Genomic DNA, 21,835 nt, shown 5'->3' on the forward strand with positions numbered 1-21,835 from the left:
TGACGGCTGCGGCCGTCTCAGCGTCTTCGTACCGGGGACGGGAGACTCCCCTGCCCTCGTATTCATGGACCCTAACGCGCTGGTCGGCGAGGGCCATCCCGCTTCCGTTGCTGTTCGCTGGGAGCGCAAGGTAGTTGAGGTTCCGAGGGGCCGCCACAGGGCCCTGTACGGGCCTGGGCGCCCCCGTGGCCCCTGTGGCGCCGCCCGGGGTGTGCGGGACCCCACGGGGGCGTGTACGGCCGGGGAGCGGCCTGTACGGAAGCGGGGCACCCGGCGGGCGGGGACGGAGGCGGACAGGACGGGCCCCGGGCGCGTGTCGCGTCCGGGGCCCGTTCCGTCGGTTCCGTCGGTCAGAGCGTGACCGCTCAGGCGCCGGCCTTGTCGGCCTTCTCGTCGGCGTCCGCGGCGGGGGCGGCGTCGGCGGGGGCCTCGTCCGACTCGGCGGCCTCGGCGGTGACGGCCTCGGCCGCCTCCTCCTCGTCCTCCAGGTCGACCGGGTTGCCGTTGGTGTCGGTGACCGTGGCGGCCTCGACGACCACCGCGAGCGCCTTGCCGCGGGCGACCTCGCCGACGAGCATCGGCACCTGGCCGCCTTCGACGACCGCCTGGGCGAACTGGTCGGGGGACATGCCGGAGGACTGCGCGCGCCGCATGAGGTGCTCGGTGAGCTCCTCCTGGTTGACGTTCAGCTTCTCCTTGTTGACCAGCTCGTCGAGGATGAACTGGGTCTTGATGCCCTTGACCGCCTGCTCCTTGGTCTCGGCGTCGAACTCCTCCTCGGTCTTGCCCTGGATCTCCAGGTACTTCGCGAGGTCGAGGCCCATCTGGCCGAGCTGGTGGTGCTCCAGGTTGTGCTTGCGGGTGTTGATCTCCTCCGCGAGCAGCTTCTCCGGGATCGGCACCTCGGCGAGCTTCAGCAGCTCGTCGAGGACGCGCTCCTGGGCCTGGGTGGCCTGGTCGTACTGCTTGGTGCTCTCCAGGCGCTTGCGGCTGTCGGCCTTCAGCTCCTCAAGGGTGTCGAACTCGCTCGCCATCTGCGCGAACTCGTCGTCCAGCTCGGGAAGCTCACGGGCGGCGACCTGGGTCACCTTGACGGAGACCTCGGCGGCCTGGCCCTCGGCGGTGCCGCCCTTCAGCTCGGAGGTGAAGGTGGCCTCGCCACCGGCCTCCAGGCCGGTCACGGCCTCGTCGATGCCGTCGAGGAGCTCTCCGGAGCCGATGGTGTACTGCACACCGCTCGCCACTCCGTCGGGCAGAACCTCGCCGTCGACCTTGGCCTCCAGGTCGATCGTCACGACGTCACCCTCGACGGCGGCGCGCTCGACCGGGTTGGTGGAAGCGAAGCGGTCGCGGAGCTGCTCGACCGACTTCTCGATGTCCTCGTCGCTGACCTCGACGGCGTCGACCGTGACCGCGATACCGGAGTAGTCCGGGATCTCGATGACCGGGCGGATGTCCACCTCGGCGGTGAAGGAGAGCAGTTCGCCGTCCTTCAGCTCCGTGATGTCGACATCGGGCTGACCGAGGACGTTGAGCTCACCCTCGTTGACCGCGTCGGTGTAGAACTTCGGGAGGGCGTCGTTGACGGCCTCCTCCAGCACAGCACCACGCCCGAACCGCTGGTCGATGATCCGGGCCGGGATCTTGCCCTTGCGGAAGCCCTTCACCGTGACCTGCTGGTTGATCTTCTTGTACGCCGCGTCGAGGCTGTCCTTGAGCTCCTCGAAGGGCACCTCGACAGTGAGCCGAACCCGAGTCGGGTTCAGGGTCTCCACGGCGCTCTTCACGGTTCGGTCTCCTTGGTGGCTGATTCTGGGGTTCTGCCGGGTCCGCCGCACGTGCGGCGCGGCCCAGCGGATTCGGCCCGGTTCTTCAGAGACTCTGCAGACACACGGGCACGCAGCTTGCATAGTAACCGCAAGCGGGAACAGCCCCACAATGTGACCGGGCGATGTGATCTTGAACGATGGTCGGGGTGGCCGGATTCGAACCGACGACCTTCCGCTCCCAAAGCGGACGCGCTACCAAGCTGCGCCACACCCCGTCGGTGCGACACGTAGGGTACATCCCCGCGGGGGCTCCGCCGTCATCCTTGACCGGCGCTTTACGGGTGTGCGGCGAACGCCCGGGACCCGCTACGATGTTGTCCGTGCCCGGGTCGTCCGACCCGCGGCGCGTGCTGTGCGGGCGTAGCTCAATGGTAGAGCCCTAGTCTTCCAAACTAGCTACGCGGGTTCGATTCCCGTCGCCCGCTCCACAGGCCCCGGCCCGATCAGGTGCGCTACGTCACCGGTCGGGCCGGCGGCGTTTCCGGGACCGTACGACCGGAGAGCCGCCACCGGACCGGAAGCCGCCCGGTCAGAAACTGATCTGATTGATCGTGTCGGCTATCGAGTTGAGGAACCGGTTGACCGACGGCGCCATGTTGGTGGACGCGAGGAAGAAGCCGAAGAGGATCGCGACGATCGCCGGACCCGCCTTGATCGAGCCACCGCGGATGAACACCACAAGGATGATCGCCAACAGAAGCACCACAGACAGTGAGATGGCCACAACTGATCACACCCTCGGTCGGTCCGCCTAGCCCAGCCCCTACGGGGTCGCGTACGACACCACGTACCCCGTACATCCTGCTCGGACCATCGTGCCATCAACCTTCTCGCGGGTGTGGATCGGCGCTCCATCACTTCTGGCCAATTGGTCGATAGATCCCGGTTGTTGACGGTTTCGGCGCACAACGAACCGTCCGGCGGGGAGGTTCCCGCCGTTCCCGCGCAGGCGGACGCCTCCCGTTACTCGGTAAATCGTTTGGTAAACTAATTACTGACGATTCCTTGACACGCCCTTGACCGACGGAGGAGCGATCCCATCGGACACGCAGAGACCCTCATAGCCATGGGCGGCGCCTTCCTGGCCGCCGCCGTTCTCGCCCGGCTGGGCGGCCGCATCGGTCTGCCCACGATCCCCCTGTTCATCCTGGCCGGAATCCTTCTCGGCCCGCACACGCCCGGCATCGTGCTGGTCAAGGACCCGCACGAGCTGGAGATGCTCTCCGCCCTCGGTCTTGTCCTGCTCCTCTTCTATCTCGGTCTGGAATTCCACCTCGACGACCTCAAGGCGGGTGGCCGGAAGATGGCCCTCGCCGGCGGCGCCTATCTGCTGCTGAACGTGGGCGCCGGGCTCGGCTTCGGCTTCGCGCTGGGCTGGGGCACGTCCGAGGCGCTGGTCCTCGCCGGTGTGCTCGGGATCTCGTCCTCCGCCATCGTCACCAAGGTCCTGGTCGACATGGGACGTATCGGCAACCCCGAGACGAAGCCCATCCTCGGCATCATCGTGGTCGAGGACATCTTCCTCGCCCTCTACCTCGCCGCACTCCAGCCGATCCTCTCGGGCGCCGACAGCGCCGGGGCGGCGGTCATGGACGGCGGGAAGGCGTTCGGCTTCCTGCTGCTGCTCGCCCTGGCCGCCCGGTTCGGGACGAAGGTCGTCGGCCGGCTCGTGGGCACCAGGGACGACGAACTGCTCGTCATCTCCTTCCTCGGTGCGGCGGTCCTGGTGGCCGGTGTCTCCGAGTGGTTCGGGGTCGCGGACGCCATCGGCGCCTTCATGGTCGGTCTGATGCTGGGCGCCACCACGTCGGGCGACCGGATCCGCCAGCTCGTCCACCCGTTGAGGGACGCGTTCGGCGCGATCTTCTTCTTCGCCTTCGGTCTGTCGATCAACCCCGGTGATCTGGCGACCGTCCTGTGGCCCGTCCTCGCCGCCGTCGTCGTGACGCTGGTGATGAACGTCGCCGCGGGGGTGACCGCCGCGAAGATCTTCGGCTTCGGCGCGGGACCGGCCGCCAACATCTCCACGACCCTGCTCGCCCGCGGTGAGTTCGCGCTGATCCTCGCCACGATGGCGGCGGGAGCGGGCCTCGACAGCCGGCTCGCGCCCTTCATCGCGGGGTACGTCCTGCTCCTCGCCGTCCTCGGCCCGCTGGCCGCGGGGCGCTCGCACTGGCTCGCCCGGATCCTGCCGGGCGGACGTGGCGAGGGGGGCGGTGACGGGCCCGGGAAGACCCCGGAGGCCGATGGCCCCTCCCCCGCGCGGGACGAGGGGGACGGCCTCGACAAGCGGGACGACAGAGGCGCGGAGGCAACCGTGACGAGCTGATCGACGATGCCCGCGCCATTAGCGCATGACCGTATTACCGGATATCCCTACCCGAATGTCCACACCGCATCAGGTCAGGCCCAGGAGGCCGGGCGGGCTCGACGGAGCCTGTCCGGCCTCTCGGCAGATCAGGAGCAGTGCGCGGTCGTCGTTCACGTCCTTCGCCACCGCCTCGATGAGATGCCAGGCCGCACCCTCGAAGCCCGGGACGACATAGCGGTCGGCCTCGCCGGTGAGCCGGTCCATGCCCTCGCCCAGATCGCGGCCCGGCGCCTCCACCAGGCCGTCCGTGAAGAGCATCAGGACGTCACCGGGGCGCAGGGAGCCCTTGGCCGGGTCGAACTGGGCCCCGTCGTACACACCGAGCAGCGGGCCCTCACCCGACTTCTCCTCCCAGCGCCCGCTGCCCGCGTGGAGCTGGAGCGCGGGGAGATGGCCCGCCGAGAGCAGTTCGTAGTCACCGGACTCGAGATCGAGGACGAGATGGATCGAGGTCGCGAACCCCTCGTCCCAGTCCTGGCGGAGCAGATAGCCGTTGGCGGCGGGGAGGAAGTCCCCCGGCGGGAGCGAGCCGAGAAGGCCGCCGAAGGCACCGGAGAGCAGCAGGGCGCGCGAGCCCGCGTCCATGCCCTTGCCGGAGACGTCCGTGAGGACGACCTCCAGGGTGCGTCCGCCGTTGGTACGCGCGGCCACCACGAAGTCGCCGGAGAAGGACTGGCCGCCCGCCGGGCGGAGCGCCATCTCGTGGTGCCACCCCGTCGGCAGCCAGGGCAGCGCGCTCTGGACGCGGATGCGTTCGCGCAGGTCGAAGAGCATGGTCCCGCCGCGCCGCCAGGGCACCCCGACCCGCGCCCTGAACTGGGCGATCAGCAGTCCGAAGAGTCCGCAGGCCGCCACCACCAGGACCGTGCCGGGGGTGACCGTGGCCGGTCCGTCCGGGTACGGGCCGAGGACCATCGACTCGACGATCAGCGCGGCGGCGGCCGCCGCGTACAGGCTGAGCAGGCTCGCCGGACGCAGCAGCAGGCCGCCAGCCACGATCGGCAGGACGAGCGCGGCGGGCGCGCACCAGACGGGTATCGCCATCGTGGTGAGGGCGATGGCCGGCACGGTCAGCAGGAGCCCGACGAGGGCGATCCAGTCGGAGCCGTCGCCCCGGAAATAGTCGACCCCGGATTTGCGCACACTGATCCGGACCCGGTGCAGCGTCCTGCGCATCCGGGCCGCGTACGCGTCCGCTCTCGCGACACCGGCCATTGTGGTGGACCCTACCGAGCCGCCCGGCCGCCGTGCAGAGGTACCCCCATGACATTGCGTTCGAAATCGGGTCGCCTCGCCACCGTACGGCTGGTACTGATGGCATATGACACTGGATCTGAGGGTGCTGCGCCGGTCCGAATACGACTCCTGGCACGAGGCGTTGGAGTTGGCCTTCGGAGGGGTCGAGGGGAACGTGGGGAACACCGACCTCCTGCGCGACCTGACCGAGATCGACCGTTCGATCGCGGTCTGGGACGGGGACGAGTGCGTGGGGACGACCGGGGCGTACAGCTTCCGGCTCTCGGTGCCCGGCGGCGCGCAGGTGCCCACGGCGGGCGTGACGATGGTGAGCGTGGCGGCGACGCACCGGCGGCGCGGGGTGCTCACGTCGATGATGCGGCGGCAGCTCGACGATGTCAGGTCCTGGGGCGAACCGCTCGCCGTGCTGACGGCGTCGGAGCCGGCGATCTACGGTCGGTACGGCTACGGCGTCGCGAGCCACGCGCTCTCGGCGGAGATCGACACCTCCCGGGTCCGGATCCGCATACCCGGGAACGGCGACGGGACCGGCGACGGGACCGGGGACGACATACGTCTGCGTCGGGTGAAGGCGGATGACCCGGCCGTACGGGAGGCGTGCGAGGCGCTGTACGCGGCGGATGTGGCGAAGCGCCCCGGGATGCCGGCCCGCAGGCCCGGCTGGGAGCGGCTGCCCGTGGTCGGTACGGGGGTGTCGCGGGACGGGCGCTCCGGGCTCCAGTGCGTGCTGGCGGAGCGGGACGGCGAGGTGGTGGGGTTCACGCTCTTCCACAACCGTCCGGAGTGGGACATGGCGGGCCCGAAGGGCACCGTCGAGCTGGCGGATCTGCACGCGGCCGACCCGGTGGCGTACGCCACGCTGTGGCGCTTCCTCGCCGGGATCGACCTGACGTCGTCGATACGGGTGCGCAGCCGGCCGGTGGACGACCCGTTCCGGTATCTGGTCTCCGACCCCCGGCGGTGCGAGCTGCGGGTGCGGGACGACCTGTATCTGCGGCCGGTGGAGGTGGCTCCGGCGCTGGAGGCGCGTACGTACCGGACGCCGGTGGATGTGGTGCTGGAGGTGACGGACGCCTTCTGCCCCTGGAACGAGGGGCGCTGGCGGCTCAGCGGTGACCCGAAGGGCGCGTCCTGCGCGCGGACCGCCGACGCGCCCGATCTGGTGATGTCGGTGAACGAGCTGAGCGCGGTCTATCTGGGCGGTACGTCGCTGGACGCGCTGGCGCGCGCGGGGCGGGTGCGGGAGGTGCGCGCGGGCGCGCTGGACGCGGCGTCGGTCGCGTTCGGCTCGGACATCGCGCCGTGGCTGCCGCACGGGTTCTGACCGGGGGCTACCTCCGCTGGCAGCCGGGGCACCAGAAGAGGTTGCGGGCGGCCAGCGTCGCGGTGCGGATCTCGGTGCCGCAGAGCAGGCAGGGCATCCGCGCGCGGCGGTAGACGTAGACCTCGCCGCCGTGGTCGTCGACGCGCGGCGGACGGCCCATGGCCTCGGGGGTGTGCTCGGGGCGGACGGTGTCGATGCGGTTGTGCCGTACGCCCTCGCGCATCAGGGCGACGAGGTCCGCCCAGATCGCGTCCCACTCGCGGCGGGTGAGGTCCTTGCCGGCCCGGTACGGGTCGATGCCGTGGCGGAAGAGGACCTCGGCGCGGTAGACGTTGCCGACGCCCGCGACGATCTTCTGGTCCATGAGCAGGGCGGCGACGGTCGCACGGGAGCGGGAGATCCGGGCCCACGCCTTCTCGCCGTCGGCGCCGGTGGCGGCGGCCTCGGCGCCGGTGGCGGCGTCACCGGTGGCGGCGTCGCGCACGCGCAGCGGGTCGGGGCCCAGCCGGTCGTGCACGGCCTGCTTCTCGGGGGCGGTGATCAGCGCGCAGGTGGTGGGGCCGCGCAGATCCGCGTAGTGGCCGCCGCCCTCCAGCCGCAGGCGGACGGTGTCGGTGGGCGGCGGGGCCGGCGCCGTACCGAAGCCGAGTTTGCCGAAGAGGCCGAGGTGGACATGGACCCAGCCGGTCGCCTCGGTGTCGCCGGTCCCGCCGAAGCCGAGGAAGAGGTGTTTGCCGTGCGCGTCGACGCCGGCCATCACCTGTCCGTCGAGGAGGGCCGCGCTGTCGGAGAACTTGCCCTGCGGGCTGGAGACCCGTACCGGCCGGCCGCCGAAACGGGCGAGATGGTCCTCGGCCAGGCGGTGGATCGTATGCCCCTCGGGCACGGTGTCTCCTCGTGACGGCGCGACTGCGGCGCGCGGACATGACGGTGCCGCCGGAACCGGGTTCCGGCGGCACGGCTGCTACTAGCTGTCCTGCTGCGGGTGGTGCGCCGGGATCGGCGGCAGTTCGTGGGTGGTCTCGTACTCCGTGAGCATCGCGATCCGGCGCGCGTGGCGCTCCGCGCCGGAGTACGGGGTGGCGAGGAAGACCTCGATGAACCTGGTCACCTCGTCCTGGGTGTGCATCCGGCCGCCGACGGAGATGACGTTGGCATCGTTGTGCTCACGGCCGAGCGCGGCCGTCTGCTCGCTCCAGGCGAGGACGGCCCGTACACCCTTGACCTTGTTCGCGGCGATCTGCTCGCCGTTGCCCGAGCCGCCGATCACGATGCCGAGGCTGTCGCCGTCCGCGGCCGTGCGCTCCGCGGCGCGCAGGCAGAACGGCGGGTAGTCGTCCTGGGCGTCGTAGACGTGGGGGCCGCAGTCCACCGGGTCGTGACCCTGGGCGGTCAGCCATTCCACCAGGTGGTTCTTGAGTTCGAAGCCGGCATGGTCGGAACCGAGGTACACGCGCATGGAGCGAAGTGTGGCACGCGTGGCAGGAGCCGCGCATGGGCGGGTCACGGATGGGTAGCGGTGTTCCAGATCAACGCTCCATTACGGAGCACGGCTCCCCGGTAAAGATACGGAATTGCCACTTCCATCGACGGCCGGGCGAACGCTTGAATGCGGGAACTCGTCATTCGAGCGACAAGCAGACGTAAGGATTCTCGCATGACCTCCCTGCCGTCCCCCACTAAGGAAGGCGGAAAGCCCAGCGAGCCTGGGAATCCGAACTCCTCCGACGGCCTGCAAGCCGGCCTCAAGAACCGCCACCTGTCCATGATCGCAATCGGCGGCGTCATCGGCGCCGGTCTGTTCGTCGGCTCCGCCTCAGGCATCGCCGCCGCGGGACCGGCCATTCTGCTCTCGTACGCCCTGGTCGGCGCGATGGTCGTGCTCGTCATGCGGATGCTCGGCGAGATGGCCGCGGCGCGGCCCAGCTCGGGCTCCTTCTCCGCCTACGCGGACCGTGCCCTGGGCCACTGGGCGGGCTTCTCGATCGGGTGGCTGTACTGGTTCTTCTGGGTGGTGGTGCTGGCGGTCGAGGCGACGGCGGGCGCCCAGATCCTGGAGGGCTGGATCCCGGCCGTTCCGCAGTGGGCGTGGGCGCTGATCGTGATGCTCGTGCTGACCGGGACGAACCTGGTGTCGGTCTCCTCCTTCGGTGAATTCGAGTTCTGGTTCGCCGGAATCAAGGTGGTGGCGATCACCGGGTTCGTCGTCGTCGGCCTGCTGGCCGTCTTCGGGCTGCTGCCGGGCTCGGACAACCCCGGCGCCGGCTTCGGGCACCTCACGGACGCGGGCGGGTTCTTCCCCAAGGGGCCCGGCGCGATCCTCACCGGGGTGCTGATGGTCGTGTTCTCCTTCATGGGCAGCGAGATCGTCACGCTGGCCGCCGGTGAGTCCTCGAACCCGCAGCGCGCGGTCGCCAAGGCCACCAACAGCGTGATCTGGCGGATCGCCGTCTTCTACCTGGGCTCGGTCTTCGTCGTACTGACGCTGCTGCCCTGGAACGACAAGTCGATCACCAAGGACGGCTCGTACGTCGCGGCGCTGAACTCGATCGGGATCCCGCACGCCGGGCAGGTCATGAACGTCATCGTGCTGACGGCCGTGCTCTCCTGTCTGAACTCCGGCCTGTACACGGCGTCCCGGATGGCCTTCTCGCTCGGCCGGCGCGGGGACGCGCCCGCGTCGTTCGCGCGGGTGACCGCGCGGGGCGTGCCGCAGGCGGCGATCCTGTCGTCCGTGGCCTTCGGCTTCGTCGCGGTCTTCTTCAACTACCAGTGGCCGGACACGGTCTTCGCGTTCCTGCTGAACTCGTCGGGCGCGGTGGCCCTCTTCGTCTGGCTGGTGATCTGTTTCACCCAGTTGCGGATGCGCGGGATCATCCTGCGGGAGACGCCGGAGAAGCTGGTCGTACGGATGTGGCTCTTCCCGTATCTGACCTGGGCGACGATCGCGATGATCTCGTTCGTGCTGGTCTACATGCTCACCGACGACGCGGCGCGGGAGCAGGTGCTGCTGTCGCTGCTGGTGGCGGCGCTCGTGGTGGGCATCGCGCTGGTGCGCGACGTACGCAAGCGGCGGCTCGGCGGGGAGGACGCGGCGGACGAGACGGCCCCGGCCGAGAGTCCGGCCGTCAAGAGCTGAAGTCCGGTCCGGCGCCGGGAACATGAGTGAGGCGCTTCCCACCGCAGATGTGCGGTGGGAAGCGCCTCACTCATGTCCGGCGTGCGGTGCCGTCACCCCTTGGTGCCGTCAGCCCTTGTTGCCGTCAGCCCTTGTTGCCGAGGAGCTTCCAGGCGGCGGGCAGCGCGCCCATCGCCAGGGCCGCCTTGAGCGCGTCGCCGAGCAGGAAGGGCACCAGTCCCGCCGCCACGGCGGCGCTCAGCGACATCCCGGTGGAGAGGGCGAGGTAGGGGACGCCGACCGCGTAGATCACGGCGGAGCCGATCACCATCGTCCCGGCGGTGCGCAGTACGGAGCGGTCGCCGCCGCGGCGGGCCAGCGCGCCCACCACCGTGGCGGCGAGCAGCATGCCCAGGACGTAGCCGAAGGACGCGCCGCCGGGGCCCGAGGAGCCCGCCGAGAACCACGGCATCCCGGCCATCCCGACCAGGGTGTAGACGGCGAGGGAGAGGAAGCCGCGGCGGGCGCCGAGCGCGGTGCCGACGAGCAGCGCGGCGAAGGTCTGGCCGGTGACGGGGACCGGGGAGCCGGGAACGGGCACGGCTATCTGGGCCGCGAGGCCGGTCAGCGCGGCGCCGCCGAGGACCAGGGCGATGTCCCGGGTGCGGCTGGCGGGGAGGAGGTCGGCGAGAACCGCTCCGGTACGGGGGGCTGCGGCAGCAGTGCTCATGAGGACTCCGCGATCGGGCGTGGGGGCGCCGCGGTGGGCGCCTGGGGACAGCCCGACCGTAACCCACAGGTCCCCGGCGGATCACCGTCAGCCATCCACAAAGCGGAGGTCAGCGCGTTGTCGAAGGTGTCACACGGGTGTCACGCGGAACCGCCGGCGGTGTCGCCCGCGCCGGTCGGCGGTGTCGCCCGCCCACCCGCGCCCTCTTGCTGCTAGCGTGCAGTTGCATAGAATGTGCAATAAGACAGCCGGAGGGTCCCGCCATGGCCGTGTACACGCTTCCCGAACTGCCGTACGACTACGCGGCACTCGAACCGGTCATCGATCCGCAGATCGTCGAGCTGCACCACGACAAGCACCACGCGGCCTACGTCAAAGGCGCCAACGACACCCTCGAACAGCTTGAGGAAGCGCGCGACAAGGAGGCGTGGGGAGCGATCAACGGGCTGGAGAAGAACCTCGCGTTCCATCTCTCCGGCCACATCCTCCACTCCATCTACTGGCACAACATGACGGGCGACGGCGGCGGCGAACCGCTCGCCGCCGACGGGGTCGGCGAGCTGGCCGACGCCCTCACCGCGTCCTTCGGCTCCTTCGCGGGCTTCAAGGCGCAGCTCACCAAGGCCGCCGCCACCACCCAGGGCTCGGGGTGGGGCGTGCTGGCGTACGAGCCGGTCAGCGCACGGCTGATCGTGGAGCAGATCTACGACCACCAGGGCAACGTCGGCCAGGGATCCGTGCCGATCCTGGTCTTCGACGCCTGGGAGCACGCCTTCTACCTCCAGTACAAGAACCAGAAGGTCGACTTCATCGAGGCCATGTGGGAGGTCGTGAACTGGCAGGACGTCGCCAAGCGTTACGCGTCCGCCAAGGAGCGCGCCCACAGCCTCCTGCTCGCGCCCTGACCGGGCGCCCCCCACGTCCTGCCCGTGATCGTCTTCTCACCCTTCACGTGCGGACGGAATGACGGAAGGCCCCCGCGAGGACCAGACTCGCGGGGGCCTTCCCACTCTTCTTGCCGCTGGTACGGACGCGGCTACTCGAAGCTGGGGGCCGCCGTGCGGGTGCGCTTGATCTCGTAGAAGCCCGGGATCGACGCGACCAGCAGGGTGCCGTCCCAGAGCTTCGCGGCGTCCTCGCCCTTGGGCGCGGGCGTGACCACCGGGCCGAAGAAGGCGATCTGCTCGCCGTCTGCGCCGGGGACCGCGATGACCGGGGTACCGACCTCCTGGCCGACCTTGTCGATGCCCTCCTGGTGGGAGGCGCGCAGCTCGGTGTCGTACGCGTCGGAGTCGGCGTACTGGATCAGGTCGGCGGGCAGCCCGACCTCCGCCAGCGCGGCGGCGACCGTCTCGTTCGTACGCTCCTCGGCGCGGTTGTGGAAGCGGGTGCCGATGGCGGTGTACAGCTTGCCGACGACCTCGTCGCCGTGCTTCTGCTGCGCGGCGATGACCACCCGGACCGGGCCCCACGCCTTGTCGAGCATGTCGCGGTACTCCTGCGGGATGTCCTTGTCCTCGTTGAGGACCGCCAGGCTCATCACATGCCAGCGGACCTCGATGTCGCGGACCTTCTCCACTTCGAGGACCCAGCGGGAGGTCATCCAGGCCCAGGGGCACAGCGGGTCGAACCAGAAGTCAACAGGCGTCTTCTCGGACATTTCTCTCCTCATGGCGGATGGACGCACCTCATAGGCGGCAACGCGGAGATCGGGCGGAGGCATTCCCGCGTTCCCGGCTTGCGGCGTTTCCGCTGTCAGTGGCACGTGCGAGGATCGTTGCTGTTTCGGAGAGCGAGACCCGCGACGAAGCGAGCCACAGAGGAGAGACCGTGCCCGGTGAGAACCTGTCCCGCGACGAGGCCCGTGAGCGGGCCGACCTGCTGTCCGTAGACGGGTACGAGGTGGCCCTCGACCTGCGTTCGGCGGTCGGTGAGGCGGACGGGGACGCGCCGCGGACCTTCCGCTCCGTGACCACGATCCGGTTCCGCTGCGCCGAGCCCGGCGCGGCGACCTTCGCCGATCTGATCGCGCCGAGCGTGACCTCGGTGATCCTCAACGGCCTCGACCTGGATCCGGCGGCCGTCTTCGACGGCTCGCGGATCGCCCTGGAGGACCTGCTCGCGGAGAACGAGCTGACGGTGGACGCGCAGTGCGCGTACAGCCGTACGGGTGAGGGGATGCACCGCTTCGTCGACCCGGAGGACGGCGAGGTCTACCTCTACACGCAGTACGAGCCCGCCGACGCCCGTCGAGTTTTCGCCAACTTCGAGCAGCCCGACCTGAAGGCGCCGTACCGCTTCGAGGTGACCGCGCCCGAGGGTTGGACCGTTCGGAGCAACGGTGAGGGCGTCCTGACCGACGGTACGTGGCGGTTCGCGGAGACGAAGCCGATCTCGACGTACATCACGGCCGTCCTGGCCGGCCCGTACCACGAGGTGACCGACTCCTACCGGCGCACGTTCGAGGACGGCACGGTGCTGGAGATCCCGCTGGCCGCGCTCTGCCGCAAGGGGCTCGCCCGGTACTTCGACACGGAGGACGTCTTCCTCGTCACCAAGCAGGGGCTGGACTTCTTCCACGACCACTTCGACTACCCGTACCCCTTCGGGAAGTACGACCAGGCGTTCGTGCCCGAGTACAACCTCGGCGCGATGGAGAACCCGGGGCTGGTGACCTTCCGCGAGGAGTACATCTTCCGCGGCCGGGTGACCTCCGCGTCGTACGAGCGCCGCGCCAACGTGATCCTGCACGAGATGGCGCACATGTGGTTCGGCGACCTCGTCACGATGACGTGGTGGGACGACCTGTGGCTGAAGGAGTCCTTCGCGGACTTCATGGGCTCCTTCTCGCTCGTGGAGGCGACCCGCTTCAGCAACGGCTGGATCACCTTCGCCAACAACCGCAAGTCCTGGGCCTACCGCGCCGACCAGCTCCCCTCCACGCATCCCGTCACGGCCGACATCCGTGACCTGGAGGACGCGAAGCTGAACTTCGACGGGATCACGTACGCGAAGGGCGCGTCCGTGCTGAAGCAGCTCGTCGCGTACGTGGGCCGCGACGCGTTCCTGGAGGGCGCCCGGCGCTACTTCAAGCGGCACGCGTACGGCAACACCCAACTGCGCGATCTCCTCGCCGTCCTGGAGGAGACGTCCGGGCGGGAGCTGGCGGGCTGGTCGCGGGCGTGGCTGGAGACGGCCGGGGTCAACGCCCTGACGCCGCAGCTCACCTGTGACGCCGAGGGCCGGATCACGGAGCTGGCCGTGGTGCAGGACGCCGCCCCCTCCCACCCCGAACTCCGGCCGCACCGGGTGGCCGTCGGGCTGTACCGGCGCTCGCCCTCCGGCGACCTCGTGCGGTACGCGCGCGCCGAGACGGACGTGGACGGGCCGCGTACGGTCGTCAAGCAGCTCGCCGGCGCCGAGCGGCCCGAGCTGGTCCTCGTCAACGACGACGACCTGACGTACTGCAAGATCCGCTTCGACGCGGGGTCGCTGGACACCCTGCGCGACCACCTCGGGGACCTCACGGACCCGCTGGCGCGCGCCCTGTGCTGGTCGGCGCTGTGGAACCTCACGCGGGACGCGCTCATGCCCGCCCGGGACTTCATCGGGCTGGTCTTCCGGCACGCGGGCCGCGAGTCGGACATCGGGGTGCTCCAGATGCTGCACGCGTGGGCGCGCTCCGCGCTCACCCACTACGCGGCGCCCGCCTGGCGCGCGGAGGGCGCGCTGCTGCTGGCGCAGGGCGCGCTGCGCGAGCTGCGGACGGCCGAGCCGGGCAGCCAGCACCAGCTCACCTGGGCGCGCTTCTTCGCCGCGGTCGCCGAGACGGAGGCGGACCTCCAGCTTCTGCGGGGCCTGCTGGACGGCACGGCGAAGATCGACGGGCTCAGCGTCGACCAGGAGCTGCGCTGGGCCTTCCTGGAGCCGCTGGCGGCGCACGGGCAGGCCGACGAGTCGGTCATCGACGCCGAACTGGCGCGGGACGACACGGCGTCGGGCAAGCGCCACCAGGTGCGCTGTCTGGCGGCCCGGCCCTCCGCCGCCGTCAAGGCGCAGGCGTGGGCGCAGGTCGTCGAGTCGGACTCGCTGTCGAACGCGCTGGTGGAGGCCACGATCGCGGGCTTCGCCCGGCCCGGTCAGCGCGAGCTGCTGGCGCCGTACGCGGACAAGTACTTCGAGGCGATCGAGCGGGTGTGGACGGAGCGCTCCATCCAGATCGGCATGTACGTGGTGCGGGGGCTGTTCCCGGGGCTCCAGGACGACCGTACGACGCTGGAGGCGACGGACTCCTGGCTCGCGGCGCACCGGAACGCGGCGCCCGCGCTGCGCCGGCTGGTCCTGGAGTCGGCGGACGACTTGGCGCGATCGCTGCGCGGACAGGAGTGCGACGCGGCGGCGGCGCGCTGAGCGAGGGGGCGGCCACGGCCCGGGACACCGGCGGAACCACGGGGTCCGGTATGGAAAGGCGGTCTGTCTGATCGGCAGTCGAACACCCTTACTTTAGTACGAGGTTGTCCGGTTTTGCCGACAGATTCGTCACGGCGGTTAGTCCCCCCTCCTCGCGGGGGGAGACACCCGGCATGAACAACAACACCCCGGTCTCCCCCCGCCCCTTCCCTCTCAGCCAGCTCTCCGCCGATGTGCGCACCCGCGTCCTCTCCTCGGCGCAGCTCCGTGAGTACGGCGTACCGGCCGGGCGGGTCACCGCGCGGTGCCGGGCCGGCGGCCCCTGGCAGCAACTGCTGCCGGGGGTCGTCCTGTTGCACTCCGGTCCGCCCACCGCGGAGGAGCGGCTCCAGGCGGTGCTGCTGTACGCGGGCCGGCCGACCGCCACGGGCAGCGGGGGTTTGCCCGTACAGCCGGGTCCTGACAGCCCGCCCCCGGCACCCGTCGCGGTCCCGTACAGCACGGTGATGGTCACGGGGCTCGCGGCGCTGTCGCTGTACGGGTTCTCGTCCGCTCCCCCGCTGCTCGCGCTGGAGCGGATCGACGTGCTCGTACCGCGCACCCGGCGGCTGCGCTCCACGGGGTACGCGCGGCTGATCCGCGCCCATGTGCTGCCGCTGCCCGAGCTGATCGACGGCCGGCCGGTGGCGCCCGTGGCGCGCGCGGTGGCCGACGCGGTCGCGCATCTCTCGGACGCGCCCTCCGTGGTGGAGGTGCTGACGGAGGCGGTACGGAGCGGGCACTGCGACCCGGCCACGGTCGTCAGGGAGTTGAGCCAGTCCGGGCTGCTCTCCCGGCAGCACGTGGTGGACGCCGTGGACACCCTGCTCGCGGAGGGGCGGTCGCTGGCCGAGGGGCGGCTGTACGAACTGGTGCGCTCGTACGGGCTGCCGGAGCCGGTGTGGAACGTCGATCTGCGGCTGCCCGGCGGTCCGCACCTCGGCGGGGTCGACGCCTACTGGCCGGAGCGCGCGGTCGCGATCGAGCTGGACACGCGGGCGCCACGGCCCGGCGGGCGCGCGGACGCCGGGCCCGATCTCTCGGACGACGAGCAGTGGTCGGCGACGGTCCGCAAACGCGAGCACCTGGAGCTGCTGGGCATCACCGTCGTCCATCTCACGCCGAGGAAGCTGCGGGAGTCGCTGGAGCAGCAGGCGACGGTGGTCCGTACGGCGCTGATGGCGGCGGACGACCGGGATCCGGCGGCGCGGGTGGTCGTCCTGCCGAGATGAACGCCGCCGGGGCGGGGGCCGCGTCGCACCGCCTCCCCCGCCCCGCCCCGGACCGCCCCGAACCGATGCCGGACCGCCCGGCGTGGCCCTGGGGTCAGCCGCAGAACTCCGCCTCGTTGACCTGGTCGGCGTCACCCGCCCAGTCACCGTTGAGGTTGAGGGCGAGCGCGTGCGTGCCGTCCCCGGTCGTGAGCGCGCTGGACTGCGAGCCGTGGATTCCGCCGCCGTGGCCCCAGACCTCCTTGCCGCAGGAGAGCGGCTGCCGCATCAGGCCGAGGCCGTACCCCGGCCCCGACGCGTTCGGCTTTCCGTCCACCGTCGACACGGTGTCCCGCATCTCGACGAGCTGGCGGGCGGGCAGCAGTCTCCCCTTGAACAGCGCGGTGTAGAAGGTGTTGAGATCGCCCGTGGTCGAGATCATCTCGCCGGCCGCGCCCGCGATCGAGGGGTTGAGCTCGGTGACGTCCTCGATCTTCGGCGCCGGGTCGACGGTGAGGACGGAGTAGGCGCGACCGGAGGGCCGGGGCAGCCGGGCCTCGGTGCCGGGCACGCTGGTGGCGCGCAGCCCCAGCGGGCGCAGGACGCGCCGCTCGATCTCGTCGCCGTACGGGCGCCCCGTCACCTTCTCCACGATCATCCCGGCGAGGACGTAGTTGGTGTTGGAGTACTTCCAGTCGGTGCCGGGGGCGAAGTCGGGCCGGTGCGCCAGGGCTATGTCGACCAACTGGCGTGCCGTCCAGGTGTTGTAGCGGTTCTCCAGGAACTTCTCGCTGAACACCTGGTCGCCGAAGTCCCGGTCCGCGGTGTAGTTGAAGAGGCCGCTGGTGTGGTTGAGGAGCTGGCGGACGGTGAGGGCGCGTCCGTCGTTGCCGTTGCCCCGGACGACGCCGGGCAGCCGGGATTCGACGGTGTCGTCCAGATCGATCCGGCCCTCTCCCTGGAGCTGGAGGAGGACCGTGGCGACGAACGTCTTGGTGATGGACCCGACGCGGAAGCGGTCCCGCGCCTGGCGTTCCTGGCCGGTGGCCAGGTCGCCGGTGCCCGCGACGCCGTTCCAGGTGCCGCGCCGGTCGCGGGCCTGGGCCACCACCCCGGGGACGCCCTCCCCGACGACGGCCTCGACGGCGCGCTGGGTGGCGCCGTGCCCGGGGCCGGCGCCCCGTGGTCCTGTCGTGGCCGCTGCGGGGCTCACCAGCGCGGTGCCCGCGAGGGCGGCGGCCACCAGAGTCGTCGCGCAGGCGGTACGGACCGTACGTGTCCCCATGGGAACTCCTCGTGATCGGCGTGCGGGTCGGGGGGAAGGACTCCGGTCACCGCGGACACGTTGACCGATCACCGAGGATTGACCTGTTTCAGCCGTTTTCCGGCGTACCGCTGTCCACCGGGCCGTGCTCAGGACCGGTGACCCGGCCCAGGGCCGGGCGCTCGTGCCACAGCCGTACGCCCACGTCGACGAGTTCGACGCGGTCGAGTTCCGCGAGCGCGTCCAGGGCGTGCCAGGCGGCCAGATCGGTGGAACCGCTCTCCTCGGGGCGCAGTTCGCCCCCGGTGATCCGGCCCTCGTAGATGATGCGCAGCCCCTGGAAGTCGGCGAACGCGCCGAGTGTGCGCGGGTAGCGGCGGCGGATCGAGTCCACCCCGAGGAGCGCGGTCATCTCGCTGGTGTGGCCGGTCTCCTCCTCGACCTCGCGGACGGCGGTGTCGACGGGGTCCTCCCCGTGGTCCATGCCGCCGCCGGGGAGCGTCCACCGTTTGGTGCCGTCCTTCGCCACCCAGCGCGCGAGGAGGATCTGTCCGTCGTGGACGCACACGGCGTAAGCGGCCACTCGTAGCTCCTGGTTCATCCCGTGAGCCTAGAACGTACGGCCCGTTCCTCTCGCGCCGTCCCCCTGGGCGCCTTCCCGGTGGCGCATGTGACGCGGTGGCGGATCTCCGCCATGACTGGAACGCGCCCCTGACAGCCCTCCACAAAACCCCCACTTGTACGAAAAGCTGAGCGGTCATCCGGTACCGCAATCCGGACCGCCTCTTTCATCGATCAAGGATGCTGATGACCTCCGAATCCGACAGCTCCATATCCGGGCCGAGACGCATGGCCCGGGTCACGGCGGCGGCCGGCCTGGTGGCCGCGCTGGTGGCCGCGGGTGCGGCGCCCGCGTTCTCCGCGACGGGCGCCGACGACCCGGCCGTCCCCGCGCCCGTGAAGTCGTCCGCCGGCTCCGACAAGTTGGGGGCGGCCGACGCCGATCTGCTCGCCAAGGCGAAGGCCGAGGGCGAGAAGAGCGTCACCGTGATGATCGCCACGGCTCCCGGCGCGACCGGGCAGGTCGCCGGCCAACTGGACGCCGTCGAGGGCGCCGTGGTCGGCAAGACGTACGACAAGCTCGGCTACGTCCGCGCGACGCTGCCCACCGCCAGGGCGGACGCGGCGATCAAGGCGGCCCAGAAGCTCTCGTCGGTCCACGGCATCGACCTCCAGCAGGAGATCGAGCTGGACGATCCGAGGCCGGCGGCGGACACCACGTCCACGAAGGACGCGTCGAAGCGTCAGGCCGTGAAGAAGTACCCGGCGCCGGACCGGAAGACGCCGGCGAAGAACCCGTACAACCCGTCCTTCGAGACCGGCGCGGTCGACTTCGTCAAGAAGCACCCCAAGGCCGACGGGCGCGGCGTCACCATCGGCATCCTGGACACCGGTATCGACCTGGGCCACCCGGCGCTCCGGAAGACCACCACCGGTGAGCGCAAGGTCGTCGACTGGGTGACCGCCACGGACCCGGTCTCCGACGGCGACGGCACCTGGCTGCGGATGAACGGGGCGGTCAGCGGCCCGTCGTTCACGGCGGCCGGCCGTACGTGGAAGGCACCGGCGGGCGCGTACACGTTCACCACCTTCGCCGAACGGGCCACCCTCGGCGGCGACATGGCCGGTGACCTCAACCGCGACGGCGACACCACCGACGTGTGGGGCGTGCTGTACGACCCGGCGAAGGGCACCGTACGCGTCGACCTGGACAACGACGGCGACTTCACGAACGACGCCGCGATGAAGCCGTACAAGGACGGTTTCCAGATCGGCTACTTCGGCAAGGACGACCCGGCCACCGCGGTGGCCGAGCGCATCCCGTTCACCGTCGAGATCCGCAAGGACGTCGTGTACAACGCGGCGGGCGCGACCTCCGACTACGTCAGCATCGGTGTCATCGAGGGCTCGCACGGCAGCCATGTCGCGGGCATCACCGCGGCCAACGGCCTCTTCGGCGGCGCGATGAACGGCGCGGCGCCCGGCGCCAAGCTGGTCTCCTCGCGCGCCTGCACCTGGAGCGGCGGCTGCACCAGCGTCGCGCTGACCGAGGGCATGATCGACCTCGTCGTCAACCGTGGCGTGGACATCGTCAACATGTCGATCGGCGGTCTGCCGCCGCTCAACGACGGCAACAACGCCCGCACGGAGCTGTACAACCGGCTCATCGACACGTACGGCGTCCAGCTCGTCATCTCGGCGGGCAACGACGGCCCCGGTACCAACACCATCAGCGACCCGGCCCTGGCCGACAAGGTCATCTCGGTCGCCGCGTCGATCTCCAAGGACACCTGGGCCGCCAACTACGGCTCCGGCGTGTCGAAGAAGTACGGGCTGCTGCCCTTCTCCGCCCGGGGCCCGCGCGAGGACGGCGGCTTCACGCCGACCCTCACCGCGCCCGGCGCCGCCATCAACTCCACCCAGACCTGGGCGCCCGGCGGCCCGGTCGCCGAGGCCGGGTACGCGCTGCCGCCCGGCTACTCGATGCTCCAGGGCACCTCGATGGCCTCCCCGCAGGCCGCGGGCGCGAGCGCGCTGCTGATCTCCGCCGCGAAGCAGAAGAGGATCGAACTGTCCCCGGCGAAGCTGCGCACCGCGCTCACCAGCACCGCGTCGAAGATCTCCGGTCTCCAGGCGCACGAGCAGGGCGCCGGTCTGATCGATGTCGTGGACGCGTGGAAGTCGATCGAGCGCGCCTCCGGCAAGCACGCGGTCGCGGCTCACGAGTACGGCGTGAAGGCGCCGGTCGACACCGCGCTCGACGAGTTCCTGAAGACCCCGGGCTTCGGCACCGGCGTGTACGACCGCGAGGGCGGGCTGAAGGCCGGCAAGAGCCGGACGTACGACGTCACGATCACCCGGACCACGGGGGGCAAGGGCGCGCTGGAGCACCGGCTGAAGTGGAAGTACGACGACGGTACGTTCCGGCTGCTCGGCAGTGACCGGATCAGGCTGCCGCTGAACCAGCCGGTGACCGTCACCGTGCAGGCCAAGCCCCGTACCGCCGGGGTGCACAGCGCGATCCTGGAGGTCGACGACCGCCGCACGGAGGGTGTGGACAAGCAGATCCTCGCCACCGTGGTCGTCGCCAAGGACCTGACGGGCGCCTCGAAGCCCGCGTACACCGTCACGGCGAAGGACTCGGTGCAGCGCAACAGCTCCACCTCCTACTTCGTCACCGTGCCGGAGGGCGCCAAGACGCTGGAGGTGGCGCTCGGCGGGCTCGCCAAGGACAGTCAGACCCGCTTCATCTCGCTGCACCCGTACGGCGTGGCGATGGAGAACAGCTCGACGATCTACTGCTACCCGAACTACCCGAACCCGGCCAACACCTGCCGCCCCGACGTGCGTTCGTACGCGGACCCGGCGCCCGGCGTCTGGGAGATCGAGATCGAGTCGCGCCGTACGTCGCCGCTGCTGGACAACCCGTACACCCTGGACGTGACGCTGTTGGGCGCCTCCTTCGACCCGGCGGTCACCTCGATCCCCGCCGCGAAGATCGGCACCGCGACGCCGGTCACCTGGAAGGCCACCAACGGCTTCGCCGCGATCGACGGCACGCTCGGCGGCGGCTCGCTGGGCTCGGCGAAGGTCACCCGTCCGACGATCTCGGACGGCGACCAGCAGACGACGACCGTCACCCTCGGCGCGGGCGTCGAGCGGCTCGACGTGGCCATCGGCGGCACCTCGGACAACGGCGCCGACCTGGACCTCCTGGTCTACAAGGACGGCACGCAGCTCGGCGCGTCCACGTCGGCGGGCTCGGAGGAGTCCGTGAGCCTGGCCGGCCCGGCCGCCGGTACGTACACGATCGTGGTGGACGCCTACTCGGTCCCGGCCGGGTCCACGGCGTACGACTACCGTGACGTGTACTACTCGTCGTCCCTGGGCTCGGTCACGGCCGACTCCTCGAAGCCGGTGAAGCTCGCCACCGGCGCGTCGGCGGAGGTCTCGGCGAACGTCCTGGTGAACAGCGCGGCCCCCGCGGGCCGGCAGTTCTTCGGCGAGGTCAAGCTGCTGAACGCACGCGGTACGGCCGCGGGCACCGGCAGCGTGATCATCGAGAGTGTCACTCCGTAACCCTGCGTGACAGCGAGGGAGGGCGGGCGTCCGAACGGGTGCCCGCCCTTCCCCGTATCCAGCCCTGTGTCCGGCCTGTGTCCGGCCCAATGTCCCGCTTGTCCCGTCCCGCTCCTCGGACAATGGATTGGACAAACCGACC

The 21,835-nt window shown here is 70.6% G+C and carries 16 protein-coding genes and 2 tRNA genes; 8 read left to right on the top strand and 10 right to left on the bottom strand.

Annotated elements, in window-relative coordinates; translation table 11 throughout:
• Positions 1 to 365: 365 nt before the first annotated feature.
• Positions 366 to 1,787 (bottom strand): trigger factor, encoded by a 1,422-nt coding sequence (gene tig, locus ACIO3P_RS04315; protein WP_329827090.1) that lies wholly within the window; start codon positions 1,785 to 1,787, stop codon positions 366 to 368.
• A 180-nt stretch (positions 1,788 to 1,967) separates the two neighbouring features.
• Positions 1,968 to 2,044: transfer RNA gene (locus ACIO3P_RS04320), tRNA-Pro, on the bottom strand.
• Positions 2,045 to 2,183: 139 nt separating this feature from the next.
• Here ACIO3P_RS04320 and ACIO3P_RS04325 point away from each other — a divergent pair.
• Positions 2,184 to 2,257 (top strand) — tRNA-Gly (locus ACIO3P_RS04325).
• 101 nt (positions 2,258 to 2,358) lie between these two features.
• Here the strand turns inward: ACIO3P_RS04325 and ACIO3P_RS04330 are convergent.
• Positions 2,359 to 2,553, bottom strand: a complete 195-nt coding sequence (locus tag ACIO3P_RS04330; RefSeq protein ID WP_329827089.1) for a hypothetical protein — start codon at positions 2,551 to 2,553, stop codon at positions 2,359 to 2,361.
• A gap of 342 nt (positions 2,554 to 2,895) precedes the next feature.
• Here ACIO3P_RS04330 and ACIO3P_RS04335 point away from each other — a divergent pair, with 342 nt between their 5' ends.
• Entirely contained in the window at positions 2,896 to 4,158 is a 1,263-nt protein-coding gene (locus ACIO3P_RS04335) for a cation:proton antiporter (RefSeq protein ID WP_329827088.1), read from the top strand.
• Positions 4,159 to 4,227: 69 nt separating this feature from the next.
• On the opposite strand, the gene ACIO3P_RS04340 is transcribed toward ACIO3P_RS04335, so the two are convergent.
• Positions 4,228 to 5,415 (bottom strand): PP2C family protein-serine/threonine phosphatase, encoded by a 1,188-nt coding sequence (locus tag ACIO3P_RS04340; protein WP_401788847.1) that lies wholly within the window; start codon positions 5,413 to 5,415, stop codon positions 4,228 to 4,230.
• 106 nt (positions 5,416 to 5,521) lie between these two features.
• On the opposite strand from ACIO3P_RS04340, the gene ACIO3P_RS04345 reads away from it, so the two are divergent.
• The gene (locus tag ACIO3P_RS04345) at positions 5,522 to 6,781 is read left to right on the top strand and encodes a GNAT family N-acetyltransferase (RefSeq protein WP_329827085.1); all 1,260 of its coding nucleotides are present in this window, start codon (positions 5,522 to 5,524) and stop codon (positions 6,779 to 6,781) included.
• A gap of 7 nt (positions 6,782 to 6,788) precedes the next feature.
• Here ACIO3P_RS04345 and ACIO3P_RS04350 read toward each other — a convergent pair whose 3' ends face one another.
• On the bottom strand, positions 6,789 to 7,667 hold the full coding sequence (locus ACIO3P_RS04350) for an Fpg/Nei family DNA glycosylase (protein ID WP_401850747.1): 879 nt from the start codon (positions 7,665 to 7,667) through the stop codon (positions 6,789 to 6,791).
• Between the two features lie 81 nt (positions 7,668 to 7,748).
• Positions 7,749 to 8,240 (bottom strand): ribose-5-phosphate isomerase, encoded by a 492-nt coding sequence (locus tag ACIO3P_RS04355; protein WP_401850750.1) that lies wholly within the window; start codon positions 8,238 to 8,240, stop codon positions 7,749 to 7,751.
• A 198-nt stretch (positions 8,241 to 8,438) separates the two neighbouring features.
• On the opposite strand from ACIO3P_RS04355, the gene ACIO3P_RS04360 reads away from it, so the two are divergent.
• The gene (locus tag ACIO3P_RS04360) at positions 8,439 to 9,920 is read left to right on the top strand and encodes an amino acid permease (protein ID WP_329827082.1); all 1,482 of its coding nucleotides are present in this window, start codon (positions 8,439 to 8,441) and stop codon (positions 9,918 to 9,920) included.
• 124 nt (positions 9,921 to 10,044) lie between these two features.
• Here ACIO3P_RS04360 and ACIO3P_RS04365 read toward each other — a convergent pair whose 3' ends face one another.
• Positions 10,045 to 10,629 carry a biotin transporter BioY gene (locus ACIO3P_RS04365; RefSeq protein WP_329827080.1) on the bottom strand — a complete coding sequence of 195 codons (585 nt, stop codon included), beginning with the start codon at positions 10,627 to 10,629 and terminating at the stop codon, positions 10,045 to 10,047.
• Positions 10,630 to 10,892: 263 nt separating this feature from the next.
• Here ACIO3P_RS04365 and ACIO3P_RS04370 point away from each other — a divergent pair, with 263 nt between their 5' ends.
• Positions 10,893 to 11,534, top strand: coding sequence for a superoxide dismutase (locus ACIO3P_RS04370; RefSeq protein ID WP_401850753.1), 642 nt, complete (start codon positions 10,893 to 10,895; stop codon positions 11,532 to 11,534).
• Between the two features lie 131 nt (positions 11,535 to 11,665).
• On the opposite strand, the gene ACIO3P_RS04375 is transcribed toward ACIO3P_RS04370, so the two are convergent.
• A complete protein-coding gene (locus tag ACIO3P_RS04375) occupies positions 11,666 to 12,289 on the bottom strand; it encodes a DsbA family protein (RefSeq protein WP_329827077.1) in 624 nt (207 codons plus the stop codon).
• Between the two features lie 170 nt (positions 12,290 to 12,459).
• Here ACIO3P_RS04375 and pepN point away from each other — a divergent pair, with 170 nt between their 5' ends.
• Together pepN and ACIO3P_RS04385 are read left to right on the top strand one after the other, a co-directional pair.
• Entirely contained in the window at positions 12,460 to 15,039 is a 2,580-nt protein-coding gene (pepN, locus tag ACIO3P_RS04380; protein WP_401850756.1) for an aminopeptidase N, read from the top strand.
• A gap of 173 nt (positions 15,040 to 15,212) precedes the next feature.
• Positions 15,213 to 16,310, top strand: coding sequence for a hypothetical protein (locus ACIO3P_RS04385; RefSeq protein ID WP_329827074.1), 1,098 nt, complete (start codon positions 15,213 to 15,215; stop codon positions 16,308 to 16,310).
• Positions 16,311 to 16,404: 94 nt separating this feature from the next.
• Here ACIO3P_RS04385 and ACIO3P_RS04390 read toward each other — a convergent pair whose 3' ends face one another.
• Together ACIO3P_RS04390 and ACIO3P_RS04395 are read right to left on the bottom strand one after the other, a co-directional pair.
• A complete protein-coding gene (locus ACIO3P_RS04390; RefSeq protein ID WP_401850758.1) occupies positions 16,405 to 17,574 on the bottom strand; it encodes a serine hydrolase domain-containing protein in 1,170 nt (389 codons plus the stop codon).
• Positions 17,575 to 17,662: 88 nt separating this feature from the next.
• Positions 17,663 to 18,154: an NUDIX hydrolase gene (locus ACIO3P_RS04395; RefSeq protein WP_329827072.1), complete on the bottom strand. Its 492-nt coding sequence runs from the start codon at positions 18,152 to 18,154 to the stop codon at positions 17,663 to 17,665.
• Positions 18,155 to 18,354: 200 nt separating this feature from the next.
• Between ACIO3P_RS04395 and ACIO3P_RS04400 the strand changes: the two genes are divergently transcribed.
• Positions 18,355 to 21,693, top strand: coding sequence for a S8 family serine peptidase (locus ACIO3P_RS04400; RefSeq protein ID WP_401850761.1), 3,339 nt, complete (start codon positions 18,355 to 18,357; stop codon positions 21,691 to 21,693).
• The last annotated feature ends 142 nt before the right edge of the window (positions 21,694 to 21,835 follow it).

Source organism: Streptomyces sp. NPDC087310, from assembly GCF_044744405.1.
Taxonomy (GTDB): Bacteria; Actinomycetota; Actinomycetes; order Streptomycetales; family Streptomycetaceae; genus Streptomyces.

What these genes read in the sequence shown, in the direction of transcription:
- ACIO3P_RS04335 (WP_329827088.1), top strand. Translation starts at nt 2,896, where the DNA reads ATGGGCGGCGCCTTCCTGGCCGCCGCCGTTCTCGCCCGGCTGGGCGGC.
- ACIO3P_RS04340 (WP_401788847.1), bottom strand. Translation starts at nt 5,415, where the DNA reads ATGGCCGGTGTCGCGAGAGCGGACGCGTACGCGGCCCGGATGCGCAGG.
- ACIO3P_RS04345 (WP_329827085.1), top strand. Translation starts at nt 5,522, where the DNA reads ATGACACTGGATCTGAGGGTGCTGCGCCGGTCCGAATACGACTCCTGG.
- ACIO3P_RS04355 (WP_401850750.1), bottom strand. Translation starts at nt 8,240, where the DNA reads ATGCGCGTGTACCTCGGTTCCGACCATGCCGGCTTCGAACTCAAGAAC.
- ACIO3P_RS04360 (WP_329827082.1), top strand. Translation starts at nt 8,439, where the DNA reads ATGACCTCCCTGCCGTCCCCCACTAAGGAAGGCGGAAAGCCCAGCGAG.
- ACIO3P_RS04365 (WP_329827080.1), bottom strand. Translation starts at nt 10,629, where the DNA reads ATGAGCACTGCTGCCGCAGCCCCCCGTACCGGAGCGGTTCTCGCCGAC.
- ACIO3P_RS04370 (WP_401850753.1), top strand. Translation starts at nt 10,893, where the DNA reads ATGGCCGTGTACACGCTTCCCGAACTGCCGTACGACTACGCGGCACTC.
- ACIO3P_RS04375 (WP_329827077.1), bottom strand. Translation starts at nt 12,289, where the DNA reads ATGTCCGAGAAGACGCCTGTTGACTTCTGGTTCGACCCGCTGTGCCCC.
- ACIO3P_RS04385 (WP_329827074.1), top strand. Translation starts at nt 15,213, where the DNA reads ATGAACAACAACACCCCGGTCTCCCCCCGCCCCTTCCCTCTCAGCCAG.
- ACIO3P_RS04390 (WP_401850758.1), bottom strand. Translation starts at nt 17,574, where the DNA reads ATGGGGACACGTACGGTCCGTACCGCCTGCGCGACGACTCTGGTGGCC.
- ACIO3P_RS04395 (WP_329827072.1), bottom strand. Translation starts at nt 18,154, where the DNA reads ATGAACCAGGAGCTACGAGTGGCCGCTTACGCCGTGTGCGTCCACGAC.
- ACIO3P_RS04400 (WP_401850761.1), top strand. Translation starts at nt 18,355, where the DNA reads ATGCTGATGACCTCCGAATCCGACAGCTCCATATCCGGGCCGAGACGC.